We start from the raw sequence: 17,031 nt of genomic DNA on the forward strand, positions 1-17,031 counted from the left end.
CTCTCTTTGTTTCAGTGATATATCCAAGTATTACTGCTGTTATCTTCGGCGATGAATTAATTGTTTGATGTTATTCGCATAATTGCATATGGGCTATAATTTGGTTATCCAACTGTGGTAGCTGAGCGATGTTTGCTGTGTAAAGAGAGCTTTTTTCAAAACGAGACCCAGTAAAACAGCTGAAATGTAAAACGAGACGTGTTATTGACTTGCGTCAAAAAGGTGACATGCGTCGTATCATTTGTTATTTTTATTGATATAAAAATAATTTGTTACATTTTGAATTTTGCCTTATTTGGGCCGCTTGGGGTGACTATGGAAGTAGAAGTTGTACGCCACAGTGTTGTCGTAGAAGAGGTATCGGGAGACGTTGTTGCTGTCGATACTAAGGGGAATGCGACTTCAGTAAAACAGGGTGATGTGATTCCAGCTGATCACATTTTGATTGTTGCCGATAAAGCAAACGTCATGTTAGTTGATGGTGGTAAACAATTTCAGCTCGAAGATAATTGTGTTGCTTGCCAGCTAGATGAAGGTGGGTGGGGCATTGCTGAGGTGGCTGGCGAGGTTTCAATTGATGAGTCATTGATTGATGAAGCTAGCTTTAGCGAATCAGACCTTGCGGCTATACAAGATGCGATCTTAGAGGGTGCTGACCCGACTGAAATTCTAGAAGCTACTGCCGCTGGAGGCGCAGGTGGCTCCGCAAATGCTGGTTTTGTCACCGTTGAATTTAATAACCCACAAACGGAAGTCGGTACCTTTTTTGAAACTCAAGGCATCTTCCAAACGTTTGATGAGCTGCCCGACGATGAGTTCAGAGCCTTAGAATTGCTGCGGGGGAGAGTCACTCAACGAATCCTTGTCTGAGGGTTCACTGTCATTGGCGAGTTATTCTCAAACAACTACAAACTCAATTACGATAGTTGCCGCCGATTTAGCATTAGACCCTAGCACCTTTACTCCAACCGCCGAGTCATTGAGCTTGTTACTCGCTGAGCTGAATAGCGATATTACATCCTCCGGTGAGGCCGTGAGCTTTAGCTACAGCAGTGAAGATAATGCGATTGTCGGAGTGAATGGTTCAGGTGACGTGTTACGTATCGATATTGTTGCGGCGACTGATGGCGAAAATGTCACCCTCGAACTCACGACAACCGTGCTTCAACCCGTGGATCATGTTCCATCAGTGGGTGGCGGTTTGGTTTCGTACATTGACGATCAAATAAACATCGCATTTGAAATCCAAGGGCAAGATACTGCAGGGAACTTATTGCAAAGCCCTGTTGAAATAGAAGTGGTGCTGCTTGATGGTGCAGACCCAACGATCCTAGAAGCCACGTTTCAGAGTGGTGATGACAATCTTGCATCTGTAGAGGGACAGCTTGTCCAATTAGGCAGTGATAATCTCCAATCGGTTATCTTGAGTGACGGCGTCACATCTCAGTTTGAAGATTTGTTTAGTGACAACCAGTCGCTGAAAGCGACGCTATCCGCTGATCAAACCCAATTAGTCGTTACACAAGCAGAGAGTGGCGAACAGGTCATGACTCTGTCTGTGAATGTGGACGGAAGCTACCAGTTCCAACAGTTTAGATCAGTTGAACAAAATGGAGTGGAAGAGGTGACACTTTCATTCCCCACCATCATTACTGACTATGATTTCGATGTTGTAAACAACACGATTCAAGTGACAATTGAAGATGGTGCCATTCCTATCATCACCCAAGTAGATTCTCTGAATCTTGATGAAACGGGGCTCACAGGCGGCACGGAAGAGGGCGTGGCCGTAGTGAGTGATACCGGCAGTATCACTGCGCAGCAAGGCAGTGACATTATCGACCACTTCGAGTTAGAGCCTAACGAGTTCAACCAAGATGGTACGCTACTATCGAGTGACCAAATCGTCCAGTTAGAGCTGGTTTCAGACACGGGCGGCGTGCTCCGCTATCAAGGTTTTATTGAAGTCGACGGCAGTAAGCAAACGGTGTTTAACGTCGCGTTAGATACACCAACGCTGGGTGAGTATGAGTTTACGTTACTTAAGCCACTTGAACATAAGGGCTTAGAAGATGAGCAGCTTACCATTAGTTTACCTGTATATGCGGTGGATTCAGATGGAGACCGCTCAACCATTACGGGAGAGCAAGATGCGACTGCCGTGCAAATTAATATTGTGGTGCAAGATGATGATCACCAGTTGGCTGGCGAGTCTTTCTCACTGACCGAACCTACCGTGGTAGGCACCGAGACGGTATCCCACAACATTTTCACAAGCCAAGGTGCCGACGGTTCCAACATTACTTCGTTTACTTATGGTGGAGTGAGCTTCACACTAAATACAAATCTGGATGCGGACGCGGCTCAGAGTTTTGAGTTTGATGAGGGCGTGTTAACCATTTCCCGTGATGGGGCATTTGGATTTGATGTCGCGCGCGATATTGACCACAGCGTGAGTGAAACCATCACCAAAGATATCGTGTTCACGGCAGTTGATGGTGATGATGACACAGACACGGTTCAAATCTCATTAGCGATTACCGACGGAGACAGACCAAGCATTACCACCATTACGAGCGTGGAGTTTGATGAGGCGAACTTAGCTAACGGCTCAGACCTGGATCTCACCGTTACGAGTTTAACCAAGTCCATCGTGTACCAAGAAGGCAGCGATGATATTCACTTTTTCGCGGTTGATGTGACTGAATTTAACACCGATGGAACGTTAAAAGCGGATGGTCTCGCCGTTGAAATGCGCGAAGACCCAAGTGACTCCGGTCGTTATGTGGGTTTCACCACAGATGGTGACATTGCCGATAATGACAGCGAAACCACTATCTTCACCTTTGTATTTAATCAATTTGGGGTGGAAGACAGCACAGACAAAGGCAATTACACCTTCACTTTGTTGAAACCGTTTGATCATCCGGAAGGGCTGGAAACGAACGACGTCACCTTTAGTTTGCTGATTTATGCGCAAGATACCGATAGAGATCCAACGCTACTCACTCCCCTTAATGTCACGGTAACCGACGATATCCCAACTATCGGCGACTTGACTGACCAAAGTGATGTCGATGTACAAGAGAGCGATATAGGGATGACTGGCGCAGAAGCCACAGGTGCCTTCGTCACCACCGAAGGTGCAGATGGCGTGGTGAAATATGAGCTCGCCAATGATGACACCGCCACCGATGGTTTCTTAGCTGGCGGGTTCCCAATTACAATTTCGGAAGTGATGAACGTCTCGGGTGCCACTCAATATCAAGGCTTAAGTAATGGCCAAGTGGTGTTCACCTTAACGCTTTCCGACAATGGTCAGTACACCTTTAATTTGAGCCAACCGATTGATCATATTAATGATGTTGATTCGCTCAGTATTCCATTTGAAGTGATTGCGATTGATGCTGACGGCGATCCATCGGATAATTTCGATTTAGCGATTGAGATAGTCGACGACAAACCAACTCTGACAAATTACCAAGGCGACACCTTGGTGGATGAGCATAACCTTGATGGTCAGGGTTCAGAACAGACAGAGGATACCGCTGTTGATGGCACATTCGTCCTAGAAGAAGGTGCGGATGGTGTTGTTCAGTACACCTTAGCCAATGAAGCGACCGTACTGCAAAATCTCAGGAGTGGCGGGGAAACGCTAAGTTGGGGGACACCATCGGTTAATGGCGAGGTTATCACGTATACGGCTCAAACTGCTTCCGGCTCAACTGTGTTTACCCTAACACTCAATGCATCGAACAATACTTACGACTTCACTCTGCTTGGCGTGTTGGATCATCCTGTTGCAAATTCGGGTGCTGACGGCGAAGACGATATTCAAATCAACTTCTCTATTACAGCAACGGATTACGATGGCGACGAAACGCTGCCAATGACTTTGCCAATTAAGGTTCGTGATGATGTTCCAATGTTAACAGAGCGAAATATTTCCCGTGTCGAAGGCGATGGATTCAGCACGCAAATATCGATGTTCGATGTCACCACCGACCAAGGTGCTGATGGAGCAAAAGTCACCCTGATTGAGGGGACAACCGAGGGAAGTTCGACCATTTTGTTTGGTGGTGCTAATGCTACCTATGTAGCAAGTACCGCTATTCAAGAAGGCAGCCAAGACGTTCTTGTTTTCGAAGAAATAGATCTAGGCAATGGAGCGAAAGAGGTTCGGGAACTGGGCACTCTGCGCATTGACAGTAATGGTGACGTACAATTCAACGCCAATGCGAACTTAGCTCATGGTAACAGTGACATCACTTTCGCGATCAATGTGACCGCGACCGATGGCGATCTTGATACCTCGACTAAGCCTTTAAACTTCGCGATTAGCACGGTGCCATTCCTATCATCACCCAAGTAGATTCTCTGAATCTTGATGAGGCAGGGCTCACTGGCGGTACGGAAGATGGCGTGGCTGTAGTGAGTGATACCGGCAGTATTACTGCTCAGCAAGGCAGTGACATCATAGACCACTTTGAGTTAGAGCCTAATGAGTTCAACCAAGATGGTACGCTGCTGTCGAGCGATCAAGTCGTTCAGTTAGAACTGGTATCAGACACAGGAGGCGTGTTCCGCTATCAAGGCTTTATAGAAATCGATGGCGCGAAGCAAACGGTATTTAACGTCGCGTTAGATTCGCCAACGCTGGGTGAGTATGAGTTTACATTGCTTAAACCGTTTGAACATAAAGACGCGGAAGATACCCAATTAACCATTAGCTTACCAGTGTACGCGGTGGATTCAGATGGAGACCGCTCAACCATTACGGGAGAGCGAGATGCGACGGCTGCGCAAATTAATATTGTGGTGCAAGATGATGAACATCAGTTAGCTAGCGAATCGTTCTCACTGACCGAACCAACAGTGGCAGGCACCGAGATGGTATCCCATGATATTTTCACAAGCCAAGGTGCCGACGGTTCCAACATTACTTCGTTTACCTATGGTGGGGTAAGCTTCACATTAAACACGAATCAGGATGCGGATGCGCCTCAAACCTTTGAGTTTGATGAAGGCGTGTTAACCATTTCCCGTGATGGCTCATTTGGATTTGATGTGGCGCGCGATATTGACCACAGCGTGAATGAAACCATTACCAAAGACATCGTGTTCACGGCTGTCGATGGTGATGATGACACAGACACGGTTCAAATCTCATTAGCGATTACCGACGGAGACAGACCAAGCATTACAACCATTCCGAGGGTCGAGTTTGATGAGGCGAACTTGGCCAACGGCTCAGATTTGGACCTTACCGTTACGAGTTTAACCAAGTCCATCGTGTATCAAGAAGGCAGTGATGATATTCACTTTTTCGCGGTTGATGTGGATTCGTTCAATTCTGGTGGGACACTTAAATCCGGTGAATTGGTGGTCGAGATGCGCGAAGACCCCAATAATCCCGGCAGCTACTTGGGTTTCACCACAGATGATGACGACAATGAAACGACCATTTTCACCTTCGTATTCAATCAATTTGGAGTCGAAGAAAGCACAGACAAAGGCAATTACACATTCACTTTGTTGAAACCATTTGATCATCAGGAAGGGCTAGACACCAATAACGTTACCTTTAGTTTACCGATTTATGCGCAAGATACCGATAGAGATCCAACGCCACTCACTCCACTTATTGTCACGTTAACTGATGATGTCCCGACCATCGACGACTTGACTGACCAAAGTGATGTCGATCTACAAGAAGACAATATAGGATCTACTGGCGCAGAAGCAACGGGTGCCTTCGTCACCACCGAAGGTGCGGATGGCGTTGTGAAATATGAGCTCGCCAATGATGATACCGCCACCGATGGTTTCTTGGCTGGCGGGTTCCCAATTACGATTTCTGAAGTGATGAACGTCTCGGGTTCTACTCAATACCAAGGCTTGAGTAATGGCCAAGTGGTGTTCACCTTAACGCTATCTGACAATGGCCAGTACACCTTTAATTTGAGTAAACCGATTGATCATATTAATGACGTTGATTCGCTCAGTATTCCATTTGAAGTGATTGCCATTGATGCTGACGGCGATCCATCGGAGAATTTCGATTTCGCGATTGAGATAGTCGATGACAAACCAACTCTGACAAATTATCAAGGTGACACCTTGGCGGATGAGCACAACCTTGATGGTCAGGGTTCAGAACAGACAGAGGATACCTCTGTTGAAGGCAGATTCGTTCTAGAAGAAGGTGCAGATGGTGTTGTCGAGTACACCTTAGCAAATCAGGACGATGTGTTAGACAACCTAAGAAGTGGCGGGGAAACGCTAAGCTGGGCTACTCCGTCGGTTAATGGCGAGGCTATCACGTATACGGCTCAAACTGCTTCTGGCTCGTCTGTGTTCACTCTAACTCTCAATGCTCTAAACAATACATACGACTTCACTCTGCTTGGTGTGTTGGATCATCCCGTTGCTAATTCGGCACTAACGGCGAAGACGATATTCAAATCAACTTTGCTATTGCAGCAACGGATTACGATGGAGACGAGACGCTACCAATAACTCTGCCAATTACGGTTCGTGATGATGTTCCAACCCTGACTGAACAAAGTTTTGAGCGTTATGAAGGCCAGAACTTCAATAACAGCAAAGTTAATATGTTTGCAACAGATACAGCTGAAGGTGCGGATGGGGCAAGTTTAACGCGAATTGAAGGGACGACGGATGGCAACTCATCGATCGTGTTTGGTGGCCCTCGTGGCACTTATATCGACAGTGTAGATCTTCGCTCCGGCCGACAAAATATTCGAGTCTATGAAGAGATTGATGATGGCAATGGAACGCCTGAGGTTCGTCAGCTTGGTGTGCTTAGAATAAACAGCAATGGCGAGGCTGAGTTCAGAGCCAGTGCTGATTTAGAGCACAACGGGCAAGATATTGAGTTCTCGATTAATGTTACTGCCACTGATGGCGATTTAGATACGTCGACAATGCCATTGAATGTCAGCATCAGTGATAGAGATGCAGCGCCTATATCCCTTAAGGTGGTCACCTTTGAGGATTCCGGTCGTTCCCCGCTGATCAACTATGAAGCGGGAGATGCGCCAGAGTTAGAGAATCAACAAGACAATCAGGATGGTTTGTCTGATTCACCAGCACAAGTCTCACTTCAGGTTAACCTGTTCGACTATGACAACAACGAGTCCATTGGTGGGTTAACTATTAAAGCAGGTAACCATCGTGGCGATTTTTACTATCAAGATGAAAGTGGTATATATCATCGTCTCGAAGCCGATGCCACCAGCAATGAGATTACATTTGAATCACCGTTATTGCAGCAAGATATCTCTGTAGTGGATGGACGCGCGACTGCGACGATAGAGAACCTCTACTTTGTACCTGATAGACATTATTCAACGGGTAATGGCGGCGTCCGGATAAACTACCAGCTGCAGATTCATAATGATGGTAGCCCCGATCATACGGTTGATTCTAGCTTCCGAATTGAAATAGAAAGCGTAGCGGACCAAGCGGTTTGGGATGATAGCCGCAGCACGTACTATTACGAAACCGACGAAGACGGCAGTGATGTTAGGTTACAGCTAAGAGCGACCTCTCAAGACACGAGTTCGCGTGAAACGCTTACCTATGAGTTAACCGTTACAGAAGGCGCGGGATCGTTTGAGATGACAGGCCGAAATGGTCAGGTATTCACACCAGACGCCAATGGTATTTACACGATTCCATCTAATCAAATAAACAGAATTACTATCAACCCCAAAGACAATTATGCAGGCAGATAGTGTTCTCTGCAGTTGCAGTAACTGATGAGCGCAGTAACCATTACGATGATGGTGTGATTAATAAAGATATCATGCGTTCTGACCCTCAGACGATCGTGATTGATGTAACGCCAGATGCAGATTTGGGCAGTTTTAGAGTGTCTCGTGTTCAAATAAACGAAGACAACATCGATAATCCAGATTACTACGGTGATGACCCTAACTACAAAGCGTTGACGTTGGATAAGATTGTCACGATGAATCCATCCGTAGATACCGACGGCTCGGAGTCGCTTTTTGTAAGGATCTCTAACTTGCCTCAAGGCGCGAGTCTAGACTGGATTGGCACTGGTGATGAGGCAATTACTGAACTTGAAATAGAGGGCGTCACTTTTTATGAGATTGCTTACGATGATCTTGTGAAAGTCGATCTTGTGCCTAAGCAAAACAGCAATGAAGACTTCACCATTACCGTTAATGGTGTCATTAAAGACATCGTTACCCTGTCTGGTGGCGAGGTTGTCGATGAAGAAGTTCTCGACACGAAAATTGCTCATGTTGAAGTAACTGGTGTTGCGGATATTCCAACTGGACAGACTTTGGGCTCACACTGGACACCTATTGAAGGTGAAGCCGTTGGTGGTGTAGAAACAACGATAATCGAGAGCCAAGATGGTTCCAGTTCAGCAGTCCTAGATTTTTCGATTATCAGTGGTGAAGCGCTTCCGTATCCCTTAGACGACTCGGAATCCATCACTGTTCTACTATCAGAGATCCCCGAAGGAGTCGTGATAGAAGATAGCGACGGTACGCAAGTTGACTTGAACTTCGTGGGTTACGATGCTCGGGCCAACCGATTTACGAAGCGAACATAACGGGGTTAAACAACCAATCGGGTATCGTCATTCGCCCTGTGGATTCGTCGACACAAAATATCCATATCAAAGCCAACATCATTGTTACGGAAAACGATGGGCATGTTGTTAACTTTGAACAACTGGTTCGAGTGAATGTTGAGCCTGTCATTGAAACGACTGCGGTTTACCAAAACAGTTCGATTGGTAATGAAGACCGTCGAATTAACATCAATTGGCATCCCGACAGTGATGACTATTTCGATGCTGATGAACATTTTACCAAGATTACAATCGAGGATATCCCACTCGATACGCAGATCATTGTGAATAACTCAGATGTCTCCGTGAGCGTCACTGATTCGGCCGATGGCATGAGTCAAGTATTGGTGATTGAACCAAACAGTTTGTCGCATGGGGACTTTACTCAGGCGTCGTTAGTCTCCAACTTTATACAGATGATACCACCCGCGGATTCTAGTAAGGACTTCACGCTAACCACGGTAGTTGAAATAGAAGAACGCGACCATGAATACACTGCGGACAACATTGTTGGTGAAGGAGGTCGTGTAACTGCCACCTTAACGGGCACGGTTAATGTGGTTGTTCGTGCCATTGTAGAAGACGACCTAGACGGCAATAGCCCTGATAACCGTTTGGCCGTGTTTAATGAGGGTGGAACGGCAGAACAAAGCACTATTCTTGCTGACGATAATGGCGTCATTCGATTTACGACCAACAGCAATAATGTCGACACAGACAATGACGGGAATGAGATTTGGGACGGTGAGTATGTCTTGCGGTATCTCGAAACCGATGCGTCGTCAGATGAAGTTATTACTGACCTAATTATTGAGCTTACAGACATCAATGATAATCCACTGCCGGATAATGTGATTAGTCAACTTGTTGTGACAGGTGCGGCCTATGAAGGTGATGGACGTTGGATTATCTTGGATAAAAATGCCTTTAGTGTCAGTGCGCCTGAGGGTTTAGACCTCACGCCACTTGATAACAATGATGCTAACGCGACCAATCAAATCAAAATGCACATGGACACACTGGTCGCTGATGAAGGGGAAGACAACAATGAGCGGTCACCAGAAGCTGAGCGCTTTGGCTCTATCACACTAGAGTTTAAGGAGTTTATCGAAGCGGGTGATGAAGTAGCGGCTGCCATTACAATTACTCCGGATAGCGTTATTAGTGTTGACGAAGATAGTACGTTTGATCTTGGCAAAGAGCTTGATGACATCATTCAGTTTAATCTCGCCGACGATTCTGCTGATGAAGTCACTATTGTACTCAACAGCACTGTGGCGATTGACAACGTTGACTACTCTATTTCACTGACGGGCGGTGAAGTGGACTTCATTAACGACCAATATGTTTTTCAAGCAGGCATATCTGACGCCGGCGTGGTTGATTCGCTCTCTGGCCTATTTGTCACTTTACCGAATGACTACTCTGGTGACTTTAGGCTGCCATTTACTGTGATTACCAAAGACACAACTTCAGGTCATGAACAAACCCGGAATGGCGATGTTGTGATTGAAGTGTCTCCGCTTGTTGATGTGGGTGCCAATACGCCAAATATCACGTTGGACATTGTTGAGTCACTCGATGCCGATTTAAATACGATTGCGCAAGACGGCAGCGATCCCCTTGGTTTCGAAGACACCTTTATCGTGCTTAACCTTGCCTATCAGTTAGGTGACAGGGTGAATGGGGCTGAAGGGGGTGATGAACGACTCAACTCACTGACGCTGACGCTAGATGGTGATGTTGGCGACTTCTATACAAATGAAGGAATTATCATTGGTCCTTCAATTCCCTTCACAGAAGCGGACATCGCCGCAGGGGCATTGGACAGAATACTGTTCAAACCTGATGAAAACTACCCAGATTTCTCGAATCAAAATAGAGTGTCGATGACGATTTCCGGTTCGATAATGGATTCAGCAGAGTTTAATGATCCTATCACCAACCCAACATCTAATGGTTCTGCCAGTGATAGCGCGACGTTTACCAGTTCTACCAGTTTCGCTGTGACCCCCGTGGTCGATGACGTGAGGGTAACGGATGCTGATGGCGACACCTTAACGGTTCTTGAAGTCACTACTGACGAAGATGACGCTGTGCGATTAGGAGAGGCGAGCGGAGCGACGATTTCACTTACGGATCTGGATGGCTCTGAAAGCTTTGTTTCTTTGAAGCTGACGGGAGTCCCGGAAGGCTTCTCCTTCACTGCTGATTCTGGTTATAACATTAAGAACAATGGCGATGGTGTCTGGAGTATTCAACTGCCGCCAAATGCTGGGGCTAACTTAGACTTGAGTGCCATCAGCGTGTTGCCGCCAAAGAACTTCAGTGGTGAAGCAACATTTGGGATGACGGCATTTACACAAGAAGCCTTGCTAGGCGTACCAACTGAAGCCGCAACACTCCCCAATTTTGTGCTAACGGTATTGCCGGTTGGTGACAGTCTCGATATTGATGCGACAGACCAAATAAGCGGTTTAGAAGGTGAAAATATCGATATAGATATCAAGGCTTCGGTTATCGATCGAGTTAATACGGGGATGGGCGCAGGCATTCAATCTGAAAATGGGGCGGAAATTATCCGTGTGAGAGTGGAAGATGTACCTGAAGACGCCCGTATCTATTACCCAGATGGCGTGACGTTGGCTGACTATAACTCAATCACGGGTGTTTGGACACTGACCATTGAAGGACAAGAGTTAGACAAAATTGTTTTCAACTCTGGGCAGCATAATAGTGATGACGACAATGCCAAGGGTATTGATAGTCCACTCAAAATATCGGTGCTATCTGTTGATCGTGACGCTGATGACAATGAGTATCTGGGTCCTGCTATCACTTTCGATGTGGATTTGGTTATTGACCCCGAAAATGACCAACCTACGTTTGTTGATGTAACCGACATTCAAGCAGTAGAAGACATCGCGATTGCCATAGACACGTTTACGATCGCAGATATTGACGCTAGTTTCGATGATCCGGATGCAGATTACACGCTTACACTGAGTGTTGATAAAGTAACACTTCAATACACGGATTACATTGGAGTTGAATTTGCCTTGATGATTCGGGAAATTTGATGATGACTGGCTCTGTGACTGACATTAATGGCGCATTGGTGTCAGGGAATGTCATGTTCCATCCAGATCTCAATAGCAATGATGAAAACTCGGGAGGCGCAGTCACCGTCACTGCTCTAGTGAATGATGGTGGTAATAATGGCGCCGTTGATCCTACGGATACAACAACGTCATCAACCAATCAAACGAGCTTCCAAATTAGTGTTGAGGCGATAAGTGAGTCACCCGTTATTGATGCCGCCGATGTTACAGAAACAGTTTCGGAAGCCACTCAGCAGCTAATCAGCGGTATAAATGTAGATGACCCAGACTACGTCGGCAGTTTTGTTGGCGAGCTTCTAACCGTCACGCTGGCGGTAGATGAAGGGTTATTAAACGTAGCAGCACCATTGGGAACAAACATAGCGGTGTCAGGAAATGGAACGAGCGCAGTTACGGCAACAGGAACACTAAGTGATCTCAATGCGCTGCTTGATACGCCTGCCGATCCAGCGGGTTTGTACCTCGATGCATCGACTGTTTCTAGCAGTATGGTGAGCCTCACCGTCAGTGCGAAAGATAGTGGTAACCCTTCGGGTATTGTAATCGAAACGACGCCAGTTCAGTACGATATTGCAGTTACGCCCGTTGCCGATGCACCAATACTTGAGATTGAGTCAGAGCATAGTTATATCCGCAATATTACCGCAAGCCAAACTGCCAGCTCAAATGGCGTGGTCTTGGTCGGTTTGGTTGCTGCTTTAACTGATGCAAGAGAGACACTATCCTTAGAAGTCACTGGTTTGCCGACGGGCAGCGTCTTAAGTTCAGATGCAGGAACAGTAACTGAAGAGTCAGGTGTCTGGACTGTTTCAAGTGAAGCAATCAGCACGCTAACAGTTGCTAATATGCCAATTGGTGAACATTCGCTTGATGTAGTTGCGGTATCGACGGAATCTAATGGTGACAGTGCTGATTCATTACCAATTACGATCAGCCTCAAAGTCGTTGCTGATTCTAGTGAGACTGAAACTGGTGATTCTTTAGAGCCCCAGTATGTACTTGGTGATGACCAAGGCAATACCTTAAATACGAGTCGCGGAAATGATCGTATAGATGCAGGTGGTGGTGTTGATGAACTTAATGGTGGCGCAGGGAATGACACTCTGGATGGAGGCGAGGGTGATGATGTACTTAATGGCGGCTTAGGCTATGACATTTTGCGCGGTGGAGAAGGCATGGATATCTTCATTTGGCATGAGGTCGATGGCGGCACGACGGATGTAATTACTGATTTCCAAATCAATGAAGGAGACAAAATTGACCTTCGAGATTTATTACCGGAACTGCAATCTGACACCGTTAATATGGCCACTTTACTGCAGCACATAGACGCGAGTGTTGAAGGTCACAATATCGAAATTCATGTTCATCCTGGCGGTAAGGGGACGGCAGAACAAACCATTTTAGTTGAAGACCTTGCTCCGCAACTGACCTTAGTCGGTACCGAGTCATCCGATATTGTTGGTGCATTGATTGATCAGCAAGTGATATTGCATGAGCTGTAATGGTAATTAGTTAATGGTTAAGAAATACGCCATCTGAGTATCTGCTAGATGGCGTTTTTGTTGATGTAGTCAGAGAAAACAGAGAACTTTGAAGTTTGCTCACGCGCATAAATCGCAATAGAGGCTAATATAAACTCTGAGGTAAATTGAATATGGTTTGAGTAATGGAAGACTACCAAGACACCTTTCACGAAAGTTATCGACGAATCGATATAGACCAAGAGTTTCTAGGTTTCTTTTTAGAGGACTTCTGCGCTTCTAATCCACGATTTGCAGAGCGATTTAGTGAAGTCGATAAAGCTAAGCAGAGTAAGATGCTCAAAGCATCCATCATCTTGATTTTTAACTCAGCGGACAATCCTTTTATTCGGAATAACGTCGCCATGTTAGGACAAAATCATAAAAAGTTAGGTCTTAACATTGAACAACATGAGTTGGATGAATGGACTGAGAGCTTGCTACGAACTGTCGGAAAATTTGACCCCTACTTTGACGAAAACGTAGAACAAGCTTGGCGAAAAACACTCGAGAGAGGATTGAATATTATGTCGGATGAGTGTGTGGTTGATTAGAACTAAAGGTTAAACCCTTTTAAAATAGAGGGTTACGTTTCATCGTTTTGAAGCTTGCTTGTAATATTTCTGTCTTGGAATCTCCGTAGTCTTTACTCCGATACAAACGAGATTGTTCGTTTTGCATTATTTGTCCAGTTACTACCCTATATTTAGATGGATTCACGTACTTACATCCAGCTTAGCCGCTCCTACGAGCGGCTTTTTTTTACAGTGAATTGGATGTTTGTGCTCAATGACCAAATCAAGTTCAAATATTTTGAAGAAGAGATTCGATCTAAAGTGGTTTTATCCGTTAGTTATCGCTTTAAGCTAAATGTCATTGAGACAATTCACAGTGAAGCAGGTGCAACTTAGTTGGCTTGCTTCTTGTACATGTTTGGCCAGAAAAAGGACAGCAAATGATGATTTCAGTAAGACATTCTCAAGATCGCGGCCGTGCAAACTTCGGTTGGTTAGACAGCAAACACACATTCTCTTTTGGTAGTTACTACGATCCTGAACAAATGGGCTTCTCAACGCTTCGAGTGATTAACGATGACATTGTTGAGCCGGGCGCTGGTTTTGATACCCACGGTCACCGCGACATGGAAATCATCAGCTTTGTGCTAGAAGGCAAAATTGCGCACAAGGACAGTGAAGGCAATGTCCAAGTTTTACCTGCTGGCGAGTTTCAGTTGATGTCAGCAGGATCGGGCATCTACCACAGTGAATACAATGCATCGGATTCAGATAAACTTCGTTTTCTACAAATTTGGATCCAACCAAACAGCTTTGGTAACAAGCCGGGTTATCAGCAGAAAGATTTCGGCAAAGAAGTGGGGTTAACCACTATTGCCACACCAACTGGCGAGAATGGAACGCTGCATATCAAGCAGGACGCCAAGTTGCATCAGTTGATTCTAGATCCCGGAACATCGCTAGAGCTGGATGTTGAACAAGGCCGAAAAGTGTATGTTCATCAGGTAGAAGGTGAACTATCGGTTAACGATACCGTGTTGGACGGTGGTGATGGTGCCAAAGTTGAAGATGCTGCAAAGGTGATTCTCAAGAATGCTGGAAACACCCAAACCACAGCCTTGGTGTTTGAGTTGCCTTAATCAAACAGCATTTAGTTTCTTGTAAATGAAATGCCAGCCGGTGATGCAGACTGGTATTTTTAAGTTTGTGCGAGGTTGTGTTCGGTATCTATCTGCTTGAGTTTTCAAATGAAGATTGTTACGTTGTTTTTATGAACAGAATTTCCCTGACCACTTCACTTTTATTCTGGTGGCGCTCTATTTAGAGCGGCGCGGAATTCTTACATTCTTTGGCTGCTGGTAGGTAGCTAAGTTTGTAATCTTTTTAGTATCTCCAGTAGCGATCTATTCTAACTAGGAGACACTATCATGAGCACAAAAATTCAATCTGACAAACCAGAAGTAATTCTTACTGGAGACCGAGCCACTGGCCCTTTGCATCTGGGGCATTACGTCGGGTCTCTAAAGCCGCGTGTGGCTTTACAGTCTGTTCACGAGCAAACGATTCTGGTTGCGGATATGCAAGGGCTTACCGACAACGCACACAACCCTTCCAAGGTGTCGTCCAATATTCTCAATGTGGTGGCCGATTATTTGGCTGTCGGCATAGACCCTTCCAAAACGACGATTTGTTTACAGTCGCAGATCCCCACGCTGGCTGAGCTAACCATGTACTACAGTAACCTTGTCACCATCGCACGGTTAGAGCGAAACCCAACCGTGAAAAGTGAGATTCAAAGTAAAGGTTTCGAACGTTCCATTCCTGCAGGTTTTCTGACTTATCCAATCTCTCAAGCCGCAGATATCACGGCATTTAACGCCACCTTAATTCCTGTGGGCGATGACCAATTGCCAATGCTAGAGCAAACCAATGAGATAGTGAGAAAGATAAATTCTCTAGCAGGGGAAACGATCCTAAATGAATGTAAGCCACTGCTGAGTCGAGCTTCTCGCCTTCCTAGCACTGATGGTAAAAACAAGATGTCCAAGACGATGGGGAACACGATAAACCTAGGTGCCACAGAAAAAGAGATACGTGCTGCGGTGAAATCCATGTACACCGATCCTAATCATTTAAGAGTTGAAGACCCAGGTAAGATTGAGGGGAACGTAGTGTTTACCTATCTTGATGCGTTTCATCCAGATGAAGCTTATGTTAGCGATCTAAAAGAACACTATCAGCGTGGCGGCCTTGGCGATGGAACCACCAAAAAGATATTGGAGGAGTGCTTGCAGGAGTTGCTTGCGCCAATACGCAAACAAAGAGCCGAATATCTAAATGACAAGGAACAGCTACTCGATATTTTAAGAAAGGGTAGTGAGGTGTCTCGAGCGAAAGCAGAGCGCGTACTTCATGAGGTGAAAGGGGTGTTTGGTTTGAATCTGTTCTGAAAGAATGACGTACAACTCTATTCGCTTGCATTAGAGAGCCCCACGAACGCCATGAGAAACGAAATTGGTGTCAGTGGGGCTTGCTTGTTGCCGCTCAGTCATGGCCGTTTTTTTAAACCACTCGCGCATCTATACTTTGTAATAGTCAATTCCTATTGAATGAATAGGAAAGGCCCATTTCACGCCGGCATTTGATAGGCATAGACTATCTTTAACGAAACAGACTTGCCTAACAAGATGAAAGGGGCTGGATATGACTAAGAACTTTATCGGACTTGACCAACAACAATCAGAGCAACTTGCGTATGAGTTGAACTCGCTTTTGGCGCACTACCAAGTGCTGTATATGAATGCTCGTGGTTACCACTGGAACATTAAAGGTGAGGCGTTTTTCGAACTACATGTGAAGTTTGAAGAGATCTACACTGATCTACAAACCAAAATTGATGAAATTGCAGAACGTATTCTAACGTTAGGTCATACGCCTGATCATGCGTTTAGCCGCTACCTAGAAGTCAGTGCAATCGCTGAACATCAAAATGCGACTCAAGGAAAAGAGTGTGTTGCTGGGTTGGTGGATGGCTTTAGCCAGTTGCTCGTAAAACAGCGTGGAATTCTAGAACAAGCGGGTGAAGCTGCAGACGAAGGCACGGCGGCGCTGATGGGTGACTACATCCGTGAGCAAGAAAAACTACTTTGGATGCTAAACGCATATCTTCAGTAAAAGCGACTGAGCCGTTAACACCTTAGTGTATATATAAAAAAGAGCTTAAAGCATTGGCTTTA

Annotated in this window: 11 protein-coding genes; all 11 read left to right on the plus strand. The window is 45.6% G+C overall.

Going from position 1 to position 17,031, the window contains the following annotated elements; translation table 11 throughout:
- Window positions 1-315: 315 nt before the first annotated feature.
- Window positions 316-870 (plus strand): retention module-containing protein, encoded by a 555-nt coding sequence (locus tag UA76_RS10435; protein ID WP_047045709.1) that lies wholly within the window; start codon window positions 316-318, stop codon window positions 868-870.
- Window positions 863-4,372 (plus strand): T1SS-143 repeat domain-containing protein, encoded by a 3,510-nt coding sequence (locus UA76_RS10440; protein WP_047045712.1) that lies wholly within the window; start codon window positions 863-865, stop codon window positions 4,370-4,372. The genes UA76_RS10435 and UA76_RS10440 overlap by 8 nt, the downstream gene beginning before the upstream one ends.
- A gap of 50 nt (window positions 4,373-4,422) precedes the next feature.
- Entirely contained in the window at window positions 4,423-6,519 is a 2,097-nt protein-coding gene (locus tag UA76_RS22455) for a T1SS-143 repeat domain-containing protein (RefSeq protein ID WP_052772009.1), read from the plus strand.
- 95 nt (window positions 6,520-6,614) lie between these two features.
- The gene (locus tag UA76_RS22460; protein WP_052772010.1) at window positions 6,615-7,760 is read left to right on the plus strand and encodes a hypothetical protein; all 1,146 of its coding nucleotides are present in this window, start codon (window positions 6,615-6,617) and stop codon (window positions 7,758-7,760) included.
- Entirely contained in the window at window positions 7,760-8,614 is an 855-nt protein-coding gene (locus tag UA76_RS22465) for a hypothetical protein (protein WP_052772011.1), read from the plus strand. The genes UA76_RS22460 and UA76_RS22465 overlap by 1 nt, the downstream gene beginning before the upstream one ends.
- A gap of 38 nt (window positions 8,615-8,652) precedes the next feature.
- Window positions 8,653-11,715 carry a hypothetical protein gene (locus UA76_RS22470; protein ID WP_052772012.1) on the plus strand — a complete coding sequence of 1,021 codons (3,063 nt, stop codon included), beginning with the start codon at window positions 8,653-8,655 and terminating at the stop codon, window positions 11,713-11,715.
- Window positions 11,715-13,262, plus strand: coding sequence for a type I secretion C-terminal target domain-containing protein (locus UA76_RS25200; RefSeq protein WP_052772013.1), 1,548 nt, complete (start codon window positions 11,715-11,717; stop codon window positions 13,260-13,262). The genes UA76_RS22470 and UA76_RS25200 overlap by 1 nt, the downstream gene beginning before the upstream one ends.
- A gap of 164 nt (window positions 13,263-13,426) precedes the next feature.
- The gene (locus tag UA76_RS10450; RefSeq protein WP_047045715.1) at window positions 13,427-13,834 is read left to right on the plus strand and encodes a globin; all 408 of its coding nucleotides are present in this window, start codon (window positions 13,427-13,429) and stop codon (window positions 13,832-13,834) included.
- Between the two features lie 404 nt (window positions 13,835-14,238).
- Window positions 14,239-14,934, plus strand: coding sequence for a pirin family protein (locus UA76_RS10455; protein WP_047045784.1), 696 nt, complete (start codon window positions 14,239-14,241; stop codon window positions 14,932-14,934).
- A 288-nt stretch (window positions 14,935-15,222) separates the two neighbouring features.
- Window positions 15,223-16,245 carry a tryptophan--tRNA ligase gene (trpS, locus tag UA76_RS10460; protein WP_047045718.1) on the plus strand — a complete coding sequence of 341 codons (1,023 nt, stop codon included), beginning with the start codon at window positions 15,223-15,225 and terminating at the stop codon, window positions 16,243-16,245.
- A gap of 253 nt (window positions 16,246-16,498) precedes the next feature.
- Entirely contained in the window at window positions 16,499-16,969 is a 471-nt protein-coding gene (locus UA76_RS10465; RefSeq protein ID WP_047045721.1) for a Dps family protein, read from the plus strand.
- Window positions 16,970-17,031 lie beyond the last annotated feature (62 nt).

Source organism: Vibrio mexicanus, from assembly GCF_001012815.1.
In the GTDB taxonomy this organism is placed as follows: Bacteria; Pseudomonadota; Gammaproteobacteria; order Enterobacterales; family Vibrionaceae; genus Vibrio; species Vibrio mexicanus.